This is a genomic window from Labrenzia sp. THAF187b (assembly GCF_009363375.1).
In the GTDB taxonomy this organism is placed as follows: Bacteria; Pseudomonadota; Alphaproteobacteria; order Rhizobiales; family Stappiaceae; genus Roseibium; species Roseibium algicola.
Genome location: NZ_CP045344.1, coordinates 4,603,727 through 4,616,270 on the forward strand (window position 1 = coordinate 4,603,727; position 12,544 = coordinate 4,616,270).

12 protein-coding genes, 1 tRNA gene and 1 riboswitch are annotated in these 12,544 nt (G+C 57.0%); of the genes, 8 read left to right on the forward strand and 5 right to left on the reverse strand.

Features of this window, described 5'->3' with window-relative positions:
* Window positions 1–17: 17 nt before the first annotated feature.
* On the reverse strand, window positions 18–1,136 hold the full coding sequence (cobW, locus tag FIV03_RS21210) for a cobalamin biosynthesis protein CobW (protein ID WP_152510878.1): 1,119 nt from the start codon (window positions 1,134–1,136) through the stop codon (window positions 18–20).
* On the reverse strand, window positions 1,133–1,684 hold the full coding sequence (cobU, locus tag FIV03_RS21215) for a bifunctional adenosylcobinamide kinase/adenosylcobinamide-phosphate guanylyltransferase (protein WP_152510879.1): 552 nt from the start codon (window positions 1,682–1,684) through the stop codon (window positions 1,133–1,135). The genes cobW and cobU overlap by 4 nt, the downstream gene beginning before the upstream one ends.
* 32 nt (window positions 1,685–1,716) lie before the next feature.
* Window positions 1,717–1,935: riboswitch (cobalamin riboswitch) on the reverse strand.
* Window positions 1,936–2,269: 334 nt separating this feature from the next.
* Here cobU and FIV03_RS21220 point away from each other — a divergent pair.
* Both FIV03_RS21220 and FIV03_RS21225 read left to right on the forward strand, forming a co-directional pair.
* Window positions 2,270–2,345, forward strand: a tRNA-Asn gene (locus FIV03_RS21220).
* Window positions 2,346–2,710: 365 nt separating this feature from the next.
* Window positions 2,711–3,619 (forward strand): cupin-like domain-containing protein, encoded by a 909-nt coding sequence (locus FIV03_RS21225; protein WP_152510880.1) that lies wholly within the window; start codon window positions 2,711–2,713, stop codon window positions 3,617–3,619.
* A gap of 66 nt (window positions 3,620–3,685) precedes the next feature.
* Here FIV03_RS21225 and nagA read toward each other — a convergent pair whose 3' ends face one another.
* The 3 genes from nagA to FIV03_RS21240 are packed head-to-tail and all read right to left on the reverse strand — an operon-like array spanning window position 3,686 to window position 6,644.
* Window positions 3,686–4,840, reverse strand: coding sequence for an N-acetylglucosamine-6-phosphate deacetylase (gene nagA, locus FIV03_RS21230; protein WP_152510881.1), 1,155 nt, complete (start codon window positions 4,838–4,840; stop codon window positions 3,686–3,688).
* A complete protein-coding gene (locus FIV03_RS21235; protein ID WP_152510882.1) occupies window positions 4,837–5,877 on the reverse strand; it encodes an SIS domain-containing protein in 1,041 nt (346 codons plus the stop codon). Before FIV03_RS21235 ends, nagA begins: the two co-directional genes overlap by 4 nt.
* 5 nt (window positions 5,878–5,882) lie before the next feature.
* Window positions 5,883–6,644 carry a GntR family transcriptional regulator gene (locus tag FIV03_RS21240; RefSeq protein ID WP_075283015.1) on the reverse strand — a complete coding sequence of 254 codons (762 nt, stop codon included), beginning with the start codon at window positions 6,642–6,644 and terminating at the stop codon, window positions 5,883–5,885.
* A gap of 205 nt (window positions 6,645–6,849) precedes the next feature.
* On the opposite strand from FIV03_RS21240, the gene FIV03_RS21245 reads away from it, so the two are divergent.
* From FIV03_RS21245 to FIV03_RS21270, 6 genes are all read left to right on the forward strand, one after another.
* Window positions 6,850–7,731, forward strand: coding sequence for an N-acetylmuramic acid 6-phosphate etherase (locus tag FIV03_RS21245; protein ID WP_152510883.1), 882 nt, complete (start codon window positions 6,850–6,852; stop codon window positions 7,729–7,731).
* A 254-nt stretch (window positions 7,732–7,985) separates the two neighbouring features.
* The gene (locus FIV03_RS21250) at window positions 7,986–8,897 is read left to right on the forward strand and encodes an ROK family protein (RefSeq protein WP_152510884.1); all 912 of its coding nucleotides are present in this window, start codon (window positions 7,986–7,988) and stop codon (window positions 8,895–8,897) included.
* Window positions 8,894–9,640 carry a copper homeostasis protein CutC gene (locus FIV03_RS21255; RefSeq protein WP_152510885.1) on the forward strand — a complete coding sequence of 249 codons (747 nt, stop codon included), beginning with the start codon at window positions 8,894–8,896 and terminating at the stop codon, window positions 9,638–9,640. The genes FIV03_RS21250 and FIV03_RS21255 overlap by 4 nt, the downstream gene beginning before the upstream one ends.
* Window positions 9,637–10,806, forward strand: coding sequence for a Gfo/Idh/MocA family oxidoreductase (locus FIV03_RS21260; protein WP_152510886.1), 1,170 nt, complete (start codon window positions 9,637–9,639; stop codon window positions 10,804–10,806). Before FIV03_RS21255 ends, FIV03_RS21260 begins: the two co-directional genes overlap by 4 nt.
* Before the next feature lie 8 nt (window positions 10,807–10,814).
* Window positions 10,815–11,711, forward strand: coding sequence for a sugar ABC transporter permease (locus FIV03_RS21265; RefSeq protein WP_022998785.1), 897 nt, complete (start codon window positions 10,815–10,817; stop codon window positions 11,709–11,711).
* Complete coding sequence (locus FIV03_RS21270; protein ID WP_022998786.1) at window positions 11,701–12,543, forward strand: carbohydrate ABC transporter permease; 843 nt, start codon at window positions 11,701–11,703, stop codon at window positions 12,541–12,543. Before FIV03_RS21265 ends, FIV03_RS21270 begins: the two co-directional genes overlap by 11 nt.
* Window position 12,544: the final 1 nt, after the last annotated feature.

Sequence of the window (12,544 nt, forward strand, 5' to 3'; positions counted from 1 at the left end):
AGCTTCTATCCAGCGTGTCAGGCAGCAGCCGTCAATTCACCCAGCAGGCTACGAACCGCAGTCAGGTCGAGGCCCTTCAAACCGATCACGACCAGTCTGCCGCTGCTCTCGGCGCCGGCGGCGAACCAGGTTTCGACACGCGGTCCGACAGCTTGAACCATTGCAGGCGCTGCCTTGCCCTCAATTTTTACAGCCCCCTTGATGCGAAGGACGCCTTTTTGCGCCATGGCTTCCAGAACCTTTGCCTCAGCATCTTTCAGGCTGGCGAAAGACGAGACTGCCAGCACGTGACTTTCAAAATCGTCGTGATGGTGATGATGGTCGTCATGGCGATGATCATGATCATCACCATCGTGATCGTGATCGTGATCGTGGTCGTGGTCATCATGATGGTGGTGATGCTCGTGCCGATCAGCCATGTCGTCCTCGGCAGCAGAGCCCCTGCCGAGCAGAACTTCAATCGGAAGCGTGCCTTTTTCGGATGTGACCACGTGAACCGCCGGACGAACATCGGCGGCGATCTTCTCATGCACCTGCTTCAAGGCGTCTTCGGAGACGAGATCTGCCTTGTTCAGAACGACGAGGTCTGCGCAACGCAATTGGTCGTGGAAGAGTTCTTCAACCGGACTGTCATGATCAAGAGCTTCGTCGGCAGCACGTTGCGCGGAAAGTGCATCTTCATCAAGTGCGATCCGGCCTTCGGCGAGTGCTGCAGCATCCAGCACCGTGACAACACCATCTACCGTTACCTTCGGCTTGACGCTCGGCCAGGAGAAGGCCCGAACGAGCGGCTGCGGCAGAGCCAGACCAGAGGTTTCTATAACGATATGCTCCGGCGGATTGTCCCGCGCGAGCAGCATTTCCATGGTTGGCAGGAAATCGTCGGCAACGGTGCAACATATGCAGCCATTGGTAAGCTCAACCACCTCTTCCGCGGCGCAATCGGGATCAGCGCATCCATTCACAAGGGACCCGTCGAAGCCCATGTCCCCAAACTCATTGACGATAAGGGCAATGCGTTTGCCATTGGCATTGGTAAGCAAATTGCGGATCAGCGTGGTCTTGCCTGCTCCGAGAAACCCAGTGACGATCGTTGCCGGAATTTTTGCGCCCGGCTGCAAGGATGAAGTGGTCATAATTTGATATCCGGTTGTGAGGTGGGTTTCAAAAGTATCGGCAGGCCCGCAGCAACGAAGACAACCTGTTGGCACCTATGCGCCATATCCTGGTTCAGTCGTCCCTGCACATCGCGGAACGACCTCGACAGACGGTTCTCCGGCACGATCCCCATACCAACTTCGTTGGAAACGAAGACGCACGGCCCCTGAAGACCCTTCAGAACCGCGCAAAGCCGCGCCGTTTCGGCGGGGATGTCCTTGCCTGCAAACAGCAGGTTCGACAGCCACAGGGTCAGGCAGTCAACAAGGACCACCCGGTCTTGCCTGCATTCGTTTTCAAGCACGTCCGCAAGTTCGAGCTGTTCTTCCACGGTGCGCCAGGACGGTCCGCGTTGATCTTTATGAGCGGCGATCCGGCTGGTCATTTCATCGTCGTGGGCAGCACCAGTCGCGATATAGATTTTTTGCAGACCGGTTTCATGGACAAGCTTCTCCGCGAACCGGCTTTTTCCGGAGCGGGCACCGCCGAGGACCAGCGTTGTCCTCTCGCCGTTTGAATGCGTCATTCCTTCTCCCAGCCGTCCGCCCGACAGCGCCATAGGGTTGACAATGTGACGGCCGGTCTCCTGGCTTGCGGCTCAGCGCGGTCTGTACCCCTTCCCGGCCCCATCAGGACGCCAGTGGTTTTCGTACAGCCACTCACCGCTCACAGTTGCGGGGGCAGCTCCGGATCTGGACTTGAAAAAGACCGCACCGGATTCCCGTTTCATCCGGATCAGGCAAGGCCTTTTCCGGAACCGTCAGTTTCTTCCTAAACGTATCTTGAGGCCGACACAAGCAGCAGAAAGTCGCTGACGACTAACCTTGAAAATCGGCCAGGCAGTCAACACGGACGCCTTCTTGCGCCAAAGTCAGAAAAAGGCACAACGGATTTAGTCTGCCCGGGGTGTTCCAATCGTAGCGAAACGTAGGGTTTTCCAAGCGCGACAGAACGCCTAGCCATCTGAAATATATCGAGTTTTCCACACCGAGATCAAAAAAATGACGGCTTGATGAAAAAAACGCCCTCGGGGGCTTGGCAAACGGATCAAGCCTTTGATATACGCATCTCCATCGACGGGGCGGCAACGCGCTGGCCCCGAGCGTGGTGATCCCCAGTAGCTCAGTTGGTAGAGCAAGCGACTGTTAATCGCTGGGTCGCTGGTTCGAGTCCGGCCTGGGGAGCCATCACCACCTATTCCTAATCCTCCCGAATGCTGCATTTCTGAAGACCGGAACGCTGTTCAGTAACCGGGTTGATCTTATTAACGCGTGATCTTGCAGCAATCTGCACCGCCTCAAAAATCGACAGTCATTTGATGCGAACTCGTCTTTCGCGGCAGTAACGTTCGGTACCATCTTCCTAAACAACATTTCCTGGCTACGTTTAAAACGAAGATCGCTCCTCCAGTGGCTCTGCGTTGTTGAATCGCGCTTCTTGATAAAGCTCAAGGTTGCTCCTATCGTAATTTCTCCTAGGGGAGCATCATGAAGAATCGCAGCTAAGTCCAGCGCCCCTGAACCCGCAAATCTTCAAATGCGTGGTACCTTTTATGAGCGGCGACAACACGCACACCATTGCCACCGTAACCGCAGCACCAGGTTATGCCGAATTTCTTGAAGCCTACTGCGACAAGGAACAGCCCCTGCTGATCAAGGGATTGGCGAAAAACTGGCCCGCGCGGGAAAGGTGGCAATCCGGCCGATTACGAGCAGAACTCCATACGCTGCCAAAGGTCCGCGACAGAGGTGTCTTTTTCGTCAGCCGCTCACCAGTACTGGAACAAGATATCGAGATGCCGGAATTCCTGAAGAAAATCCTCGCATCCGACCGGATAATGCAAGATTCCGTTGCCTGGAGATTCTGGATCAACAGCAGGAACAACCGGACAGAATTCCACTACGATACCAACGCCGAGAATGTCATCACCGTTCAGGTGAAGGGTCGTAAGGAATGGGTACTGGTTTCGCCCGAAACACCGTTACCGTGCTACCCGTTCACCAACTTCTCTCTGCTGAAAGACGAACAGCGACTGCTACGGAACAAGCGTTTCTACAAATTCGACCTGGAAGAAGGTGATCTTCTCTATCTGCCTCCCCATTGGTACCACCGGGTGGTTGCCAAGGAAGACGAAAACATCAACATCAATTGGACCTTCACGAAACGCGAAACCGTGGTCATCTCGAAGGAATTCAAGCGTGACATGGAGCGGTGCGGCCTGCTGCATTCATTCAAGAACAGTGATTCCGCGCTGGTACGGCGCTGTTACGAAACTGCTATCCGCGCCCTTCCGAATGTCGGCGGAATTGGGTGGGGTCTGAAATCGTTCATTTCTTCACCCTACAAGCCAAGCCGCGGAGCGTTGGTCAGCCGCTTCTTCAAGGAATTGCTGCAAATACCAAATACGCTGCTGACACTTCCAAACGTTCGCTCAACGCTGAAAAAGGTCGACAAGACCTAACCGGCAAACGCGCTGCAAATCCCACAAGTTTGGCGCAGTTACCAAACCACCAGAGTATTTGCCGGGCTACGTATTCGAGAATTGCTCTCCCGCAATCCATACGCCCTCAACCTCATAGGCATTGCCAAGCTGTACGAAGTCGGCCGGGTAACCTTCTTCTAAACGACCGAGCGGGCGTCCAAGAACGTCCGCAGGATCACTGGTCGCCATTGCAAGAGCAGCTTCAACCGGAAGCTCGAGTGTACCGGTAAGAAACTTCAAGGACGCCGGCAAATCTATATCGGCGCCGGCAAGCGTGCCGTCTTCGAGGGTCAATGTGCCATCGCGGCGAAAGATTTCCCGACCTCCGAGAAAGAAGGACGTAACATCGGTGCCGGTCTGGGACATGGCGTCGGTAACGATAAAGATCCTGCCCGGGCCGGTCTTTGACTTGAACGCGACCCGCATCGCGACCGGGTCGACGTGGACACCATCAGCAATGATGCCCACGTTGAGCGCGCCCAGATCGAGCGCGGCACCCACAAGGCCGGGTTCGCGGTGTTGCAACGGGCTCATGGCGTTAAAAAGATGGGTGACCATCGAAGCACCCGCTTCAGTCGCAGTCTTGCACTGCCGGTATGTTGCTCCGCTGTGGCCAAGACTGACGTGAATTCCCGCGTCAGCCAATTCCCGCACCTGTTCTGGTGGCACCGTTTCCGGTGCCACCGTCATGATGAGGCTTGGCAATTCCCGCGCCGCGCGCAGGTAGAGTGCCATGTCTTCGCGGCTCAAAGGCCGGATCAGATTCGGGTCATGCGCGCCCTTGCGCCCCGCAAACAGATGTGGCCCTTCGAGATGCAGACCGTGAAACCCCTTCACGCCCCGCGACCATGCGGCGATTCCCAGATCAACGACTTTGCGCGTCACGTCGGGCGTGTCCGTGATCAAAGTCGGTGTCAGGGCTGTTGTCCCGAGGCTGACATGGGCGGCGCAGATACGTTCGATATCGTCGACTGTTTCCGCATCCCCCAGCATCAAGCCACCGCCGCCATTGACCTGCAGATCGATCAATCCCGGTGCGAGAATGCCGTCGCCAAGATCGACAGTCTCTACACCAACGGGCACCTGATCGGCCGAAAGAAGGCCAGCCACCTTGCCATCTTCGACAAGCAGGGCTGCATTCGCATGGATTTTCTCACCATCAAAAACCCGGCTGCAGAGATAGGCGGTTGTGGAGGTCATACGGTCTGGGTGACTTTTTTCAGGTGCTTGGGAACGTCCGGATTGAAACCGCGCTGCCGTGCGAACCATTCGATGAAGGCGTAGAAAGAAACAATCTGCACCAAGGCGTCTGTCAATGGATGCCCGGTTGCCTGGAACGCCAGCTTTTCTGCCCGCTCCACCTTGTCGGTCGTTGCAAAAACACTTCCGCCCTGGTCCACCATGCGATCCGCAGCCTGGGCCAGCCCCTCTTCGGCTGCATCGCGCACACCAAGTGCCAGGATCGGGTATCCGTTTTCGACGATCGAGACGGGACCGTGCATTACCTCGGCGGACGAATAGGCCTCCGCATGGATCTGGCAGGTTTCCTTGAATTTCAGCGCAGCTTCATTTGCGATTGCCAAACCAGGTCCGCGTCCAATGACATAAAGCGAACCCCGCTGCTCGATCGGCTTGGCAAGCGCGCGCCAGTCCTTGTCGATTGCTTTTTCAAAATGCTCCGGCAAGGCAGCCAACGCGTCGAGCAGTTCCTTGTCAGCCCCGATTTCCGCCAATAGCAGCAGGCCCGCCAAGACGGAATTGACGAAGGTCTTGGTCGCGGCGACACTACGCTCAGGACCTGCGCAGATATCGATGGCGGCACTGGAAAGTTTTGCCAGTTCACTTCCCGACGTGTTGGTAAACCCTACCGTGAACGCCCCCTGCTCGGTTGCACTTTCAACCACCGAGAGACTGTCCGGGCTGGCGCCGGATTGGGAAATTGCAATCACAAGAGCCTGCCCCAGCTTGACCTTGCCGCCATAAACCGAGGAAACGGATGGGCCGAGAGAGGCCATCGCAAGACCAAGGTAGATCTCCGAGGCATACTTGAGAAACGTTGCGGCGTGGTCAGAAGAGCCGCGAGCGACGCTTGCCAGAAACACCGGCGCGCCTGCTTTCCTTGCAATGTCGCGGATCAACGGGTGTCCATCGGCCAACAGACGGCGCGCAGCGTCCGGGATTTCTTCGATTTCCCGGCGCATGTGCGTCGGCGTGGCCATGGTACTTGCTTCAATCATCAGGATTAGTCTTCCGAAATCTGAAGTTCGGCGATGAAGTCATATGCATCGCCGCGGTAAACGGAACGGGTGAATTCGACGACATTTCCGGACGCGAGATAGGACACACGTTCTATTTTCAGCCCGGCAGACCCGGCCGGCACACCGAGAATGTCGGCATCGATTGGCTCAAGATTGCGGGCTGAAATGCGCTGAATAGCGCGGACAGGCTGCAAGCCGGCCGCGCGCAGAATGGCATAAAGAGACGTGGTGACCCGCTCCGGATGAGGCAGGACGCTCTCGGAAAGGGAGGCACGCTCGATTGCCATCGGTGTGCCGTCAGCCTTGCGAAGCCTGTCGACACGGGCAACGCGCTGACCGGACGTGAGACCGAGCGTGAACATTTCTTCGGGCGAAGCTGGAAACAGTCCGCGGCGCAGCCACTCGCTGCTGGCGGAAAGACCACGGCGTGCCATATCCTCGGAAAAGGACGTCAGGCTGGAAAGGCGCTGTTCAACCTTGTGCACCTTGGGCGCGACAAAGGATCCGCTGCCACGCTTCTGGACAACGACCTGATCCTCGACAAGACCGGCAACCGCCTTGCGCACCGTCACACGGGACAGATCCGTAATGGAGGCAATCTCGCGTTCAGACGGAAGCGGCTCATTCTCCTTCAGCACGCCGTCGTCAATAGCCTGCTGAATGCGCCGCCGCAGCTGCAGGTATCGGGGACCGCTGGAATTCGCCAACCAGTCACCATTTTCCAGCAAGGAAATGAAGTCAGTCATGAAATGGGGCGCCTTAGGAGATGAAAATAATACCTTTCAGATACCAATTTAAACTCTATCGAAACCGAAAATCAAGTGTTAAAACAATTTCCGAACCTGCATCACCACCGCTGGAGCACCCAACGGAAACGTTCCCGGAGCGTGATCGACTTGAGAGACTTAATTCCGCGATACGAAACTTGGTGTGCCTCCGAGTTCCTGAACCATGAATTTGCCGACGACCGAAGACCGCGATCCGATTTCCATTGGCCTGTCCAAAAAGTCTGATGAAGACGTCCTGTCGCTGCTGCTGCAACGGCAGAAAGATGCGCTGAATGCCACCGAAACGGCCATTCCGGAGATCGCAAAAGCCGCCGAAGCACTTCAGACAGTCACTGTTTCAGGTGGAAAAATTGGTTATGCCGGCGCCGGCAGCGCCGGACTGACAGCCCTCGCAGATTGCCTGGAATTGCCGGGAACGTTCGGCTTTCCCGTTGAGCGCATGCGCATGCTCTATGCCGGGGGTGCTGCAAACCTGCTTCACCTTGCCGGCACATATGAGGACGACGAAGAAGCCGGCTTCGCTGACTTTCAAAAATCAGGCCTTGGAGAAGGAGATATCCTGATTGCAGTTTCTGCAAGTGGATCAACTCCTTATACTCTTGGCACGTTCAGAGGCGCACAGGCGGCAGGCACGAAAACCGTTGCATTGGCAAACAATCCTGACACTCCCCTCCTCCGTCAGGCGGATTTTCCGATCTTCCTGAAAACACCTCCTGAAATCATCGCGGGCTCTACACGTCTCGGTGCGGCAAGTGCCCAAAAAGCTGCTCTCAACATGATCTCTACATTGGTGGCGCTGAGGCTTGGACACGCAGTTCGTGGTCACATGGTCAACCTGGTTGCGGATAATGAAAAACTGCGTCAGCGCGCCTATCGCATTCTTCAGGATCTGACGGGCTGCACGGCAGAAACTGCAGCGGAAAAGCTCCAGCAAGCCCAAGGCAGAGTGAAGGTTGCGGTTCTCATGATTCGAGAAGGCCTCGACGCGGAAAGCGCCGAAATGTCGCTCAACGAGCACAGTGGAAACTTGCGCCCCTTCCTTTGACGCGTGCCAGCGCCTCCAACAGACACCAGGCACGCTTTCGAACATAATCTCGTCCGCAAACAGCGGGCTTAGCCTCCTTACAGCACTATTGAGCTTGGGCGCTGTAGCCGTTGTTTTCGACAGGTGTCAGCCGCCCAATTCCTTTAAAAAATGATGCCAATTTCTTTTTTTGGTTTACTACCAATGCGATTGGTTGCATATTGGTATTATAACTGGACGTTAACAAATATAACCCAGAGGCGTTTGAACAGGCGATGACCACCTGTTTTGATATCGGCGGCTCCTTCATCCGACATGGAGAGCTCCAAGCGGATGGAACCGTTGCGGAAAAAGGCCGGGTAGCGACACCCGGAACCGACTGGCAGGCGTTTGTAGACGCGATTGCCAACTGCTCAGGGCCGGATGGATCTCCCATCTCGATTTCGCTTGCAGGCGCCTTTGATACCCGCAGCGGCATCGCGGATGTGGCCAACATCCCCTGCCTGCATAAACGACCCGTGCAATCGGATCTGGAAACCGCCCTCAAACGTCCTGTCGCCATTACAAATGACGCCAATGCTTTTGCGCTTGCCGAAGCCGTCGACGGCACCGGTCGAGGCAAGCCGGTCGTTTTCGGTATTATTCTCGGGTCTGGTGTCGGTGGCGGGCTTGTCGTCAATGGCACCCTTGTTACCGGTTATGGCGGCATCGCGGGGGAATGGGGTCACGGCCCCATCATGGACCCGACAGCTGGTGGCCAGTTGAAAGGTATTGAGCACTACCCCTGCGGCTGCGGCCAGACCGGATGCATCGACGCGATCTGCTCGGCCCGTGGCATGGAGAAGATCCACCGGTCGCTGCATGGGCTGGATCAGGCAAGCAAGGATATTACTGCCGCCTGGCATGCCGGTGATGCAGCTGCCACACAAACGCTCGACGCCTTCACCACTCTGCTTTCGCGAGCGCTTTCCGCTTTCGTCAACACCCTTGGTCCGGATGTCATACCGGTGAGTGGTGGCCTTTCGAACGATCTTGTTCTTCTCGACGTGATCGATAGAAAGACACGTGACCTTGTTCTTGCAGACTATAGCGAGCCACTCGTCATCAAGGGCGAATTTGCCGCCAATGGCGGCCTGCATGGTGCCGGCATCGTGGCCCGTACGCTCATCAAGGAGGCGGCCCGGTGACCAGGATCCCCCTCGAGGTATGTGTAGACACCCTCGAAGGCGCCTGGACGGCAGCCGAAAACGGCGCTGACCGAATTGAATTATGCGCAGCTCTGTCCGAAGGCGGCCTGACCCCCTCCCAGGGGTTCATGGTGGCCGCGGCCAGACTACCGGTTCCCGTCTACGCGATGATCCGCCCCCGATCCGGTAATTTTGAGTACTCGGACCTGGAAAAGGCCTTAATGCTGCGCGACATCCACGCGACTGAAAAAGCAGGTCTTGCGGGAATCGTGATCGGGGCAGTCGACAGCCAGCACAACCTCGATCGAGACTTTCTGGCCGCATCCCTGGACAGCACGAGACTGCCGGCAACTTTGCACCGGGCCATCGACACCGCACGCGACTACGAAAAAGCTATAGAAGACGCGATCACGCTTGGTTTCGAACGCGTGCTGACCTCTGGACAGGCCAGCAAGGCAGAACGCGGCCTTTCACTGCTTCAACAAGCGGTCAATGTCGCTGCAGGGCGGATTTCCATCATGGCAGGATCGGGCGTCACTGCCGCCAATGCTTCCCAAATTCTCAAACGATCCGGCGTGCAGGAACTGCATGCGTCCTGCTCTTCCGTGAAGCCCTTGCCGGAGCCGCAGGACCTGGAAACGCGCCTCGGCTTCGTTTCCGAGGCAGGCATCAAGGACACCGATGGAAACGTCGTCCAGGCACTTCGCCGTGCCATGGACCAATTTACGGAGGCCGCAGCATGAAGACCGGCTATGTCGGACTGGGCGCGAGAATTGCCAATGTCAGCAACTGCCTGCAGGAGGTTTCAGGAGATCTTGATCCCTGCGCTTACGTCGACCCGACACCCGCCGGCCTCAAGCATGTCGAGGCCAAATGCGGCCACAGCCTGACCGCCTACACTGATCTCGACAGGATGATCCGACAGGAGAAACTAGACCTCCTTATGATCGGGTCACCCAATTTCATGCACCTCGATCATCTGCGAACCGCGCTCAAATCCGATGTTCGCTACATCTTCTGTGAAAAGCCGGTTGTCGTCAGCGAAGAGGAAACCTTCGAACTCCTGTCCCTGATGAAGGAACACGGTGGATCGAAACGAGTCCTTGTCGGACTGGTGCTGCGATATTCGCCGCTCTACACCGAACTTCAGAAAAGTCTAAAGTCTGGCCAGATCGGCAAAGTGGTCTCGATTGAGGCGTCCGAGCATATCGGTCCCTACCACGGTTCCTTCTTCATGCGCGACTGGCGCCGCTATGACCGGAATTCCGGCGGCTTCATGCTGGAAAAGTGCTGCCACGATCTGGATCTCTACCAGGGTGTCACAGGTTGTCGGCCACGTTTCGTTTCCAGCTTCGGCGGACGCAAGAGCTTTGTTCCGGAGAACCGGCCGGATCAGGACCATACCTTTCCGACACCGAAAATCGAAGGCAGGGTCGATCCGTTCACACCACGCTGGGGTGGTGGCAACGCCGACTTCGACAGTGATGGCGACATCATCGACTACCAGACAGCGCTGATCGAATACGAGGACGGCGCGAACCTCTGTTTTCACACCAACATGTATGTACCAGACGAATTCCGGCGCTTTGCCGTCATGGGGACGAAGGGCATGGCGGAAGGAGACTTCATTCGGAATTACTACCGGGTGCATGACGCCCTGACATCCGCCTGCCTGATCGACAAGCCGCAGGTCGTCGATGCCAGGCGGCACGGCCACTATGGCGCCGATGAGGCCATGGCGCGTGATCTCGACCATTACTTCCGTAACGGCGGACATCTGCCGGTCAGCGTTCTGGATGCGCTTGAGGCCGGTCTGACGGCGATCAAGCTGGACGAAGCGCGCCGGACGCGCAGCGTCATCGACCTTGCCGAAACCTGGCAGCAATTCGACAGCTACGGCGTGGCATAGGGGGCACCATGGCGCACTCGCGAAAGAAGACCGACTATTTTCCTTATCTGCTTCTGGTGCCGGCGTCCCTCGTCATGCTGGCTATCGTCGCCTATCCGCTGTTCGAAACGTTCCGGCTTTCCTTCACCAACACGAGCATGAGCCCGAACTACGAATACGTCGGGCTGGAAAACTACGAGAAGCTCATGTCGCGCCGCTTTCCGGAAGTGATTGCGCGCACCTTCTACTGGATGGCTCTCTCTGTTGCCCTGAAAATGCTGATCGGAACCCTGGGAGCCGTGCTTCTCAACGCGATGGTGCCGGGTCGCACCCTGTTTCGCGTGCTGGTCATGCCGCCGTGGGTGATCCCGATCGCCATTGGCGTCTTCATCTGGGGATGGATGTACAACGGTCAGTTCGGAATGATTTCCGGAATGGCCCAACGGCTCGGTATTCTGAGCGGGCCATTCGAATTCCTCGCCTACAAGAACTCCGCCTTCATGTCGACCATCGTCACGGACGTGTGGATCGGCGTTCCAATGGTGACGCTTTATCTGCTGGCCGCCATGCAGTCCATTTCGAAGGACCTTTATGAAGCGGCCTGGGTGGACGGGGCCTCTCGGCTCTACAGGTTCCGCCGCATTACCTTGCCACTGATCATTCCCTCGATCGCGACGATGGCGCTTCTGTCGGCTATCGCGACCTTCAACTCCTTCGACATCATCTGGATCCTGACCGAAGGCGGTCCGCGCGGCGCAACCACCACGATGATCATCGACACCTACAAGACCGCGATCAGCCGCTTCAAGTACGGCGAAGGCGCCGCCAGAACGGTGATGATCGTGGTGTTCCTGGGCTCGTTCATGCTGGTCTACTTCATGCTGCTGTCGCGCCTTGCCAAAAGGAGCCCGCACAATGCTGCATAAGTATCGCTGGTACGAATATGTGCTGATCTATCTCGGTCTCGCGGTGTTCCTGACCTTCGTTCTGGCCCCCTTCGTCGAAGCCTTCGTGGTGTCGCTGAGGCCGCTCAGCAGCCTGTTCTCGATCCCCTACAAGTTCATCACCGACAAGATGAGCTTCGATGCCTACATCACCATGTGGCAGAACGTGCCGCTGTTGTGGGTCTACATGCTCAACTCGTTCTTCATCGCCACGGTGGTGACGGTCCTCGGCCTGTTCTGCATCATCCCGGCAGCCTATGCCTTCGCCCGGTTCGAGTTTCCAGCGCGAAACTCGCTGCTCGGCATCTTCATAGCGGTAAACATGTTCTCCGGTGCGGTGCTGATCATCCCGCTGTTCAAGCTGATGCAGCAATACGGGCTGCTGAACACCTATTTCGCGATGATTGCGCCAGGAACGGCCTTCGTCATTCCGACCGGTATCTGGCTTCTGCGCTCCTATCTGATCCGGATTCCCAAGGAGCTTGAGGAAGCAGCCTGGGTGGATGGCGCCGGCAAGATCTACACGCTCTGGCGCGTGATCATTCCCGTAGCGTTGCCGGGCATCGTGGTGGTCACGATCACCGCTTTCATCACCGCTTACGCGCAGCAATTCATCTATGCGCTGACCTTCAACTCCGTGAACGAACTGAACCCGCTTCCCGTGGGGCTGTTCCAGTTCTTCGGACGCCAGACCGTGGTCTGGAACGAACTCATGGCCGCCAGCCTCGTGGGCATCCTCCCTGTGCTGTTCGTCTATGTGTTCCTGCAACGTTTCATCGTCGCCGGTCTCACGGCAGGCGCCGTCAAAGAATAAC

Bases quoted from the DNA above. Each gene is read 5' to 3' on its own strand.
- cobW (WP_152510878.1), bottom strand. From the start codon at position 1,136: ATGACCACTTCATCCTTGCAGCCGGGCGCAAAAATTCCGGCAACGATC.
- nagA (WP_152510881.1), bottom strand. From the start codon at position 4,840: ATGACCTCCACAACCGCCTATCTCTGCAGCCGGGTTTTTGATGGTGAG.
- FIV03_RS21240 (WP_075283015.1), bottom strand. From the start codon at position 6,644: ATGACTGACTTCATTTCCTTGCTGGAAAATGGTGACTGGTTGGCGAAT.
- FIV03_RS21260 (WP_152510886.1), top strand. From the start codon at position 9,637: ATGAAGACCGGCTATGTCGGACTGGGCGCGAGAATTGCCAATGTCAGC.
- FIV03_RS21265 (WP_022998785.1), top strand. From the start codon at position 10,815: ATGGCGCACTCGCGAAAGAAGACCGACTATTTTCCTTATCTGCTTCTG.
- FIV03_RS21235 (WP_152510882.1), bottom strand. From the start codon at position 5,877: ATGATTGAAGCAAGTACCATGGCCACGCCGACGCACATGCGCCGGGAA.
- cobU (WP_152510879.1), bottom strand. From the start codon at position 1,684: ATGACGCATTCAAACGGCGAGAGGACAACGCTGGTCCTCGGCGGTGCC.
- FIV03_RS21225 (WP_152510880.1), top strand. From the start codon at position 2,711: ATGAGCGGCGACAACACGCACACCATTGCCACCGTAACCGCAGCACCA.
- FIV03_RS21250 (WP_152510884.1), top strand. From the start codon at position 7,986: ATGACCACCTGTTTTGATATCGGCGGCTCCTTCATCCGACATGGAGAG.
- FIV03_RS21270 (WP_022998786.1), top strand. From the start codon at position 11,701: ATGCTGCATAAGTATCGCTGGTACGAATATGTGCTGATCTATCTCGGT.
- FIV03_RS21245 (WP_152510883.1), top strand. From the start codon at position 6,850: ATGAATTTGCCGACGACCGAAGACCGCGATCCGATTTCCATTGGCCTG.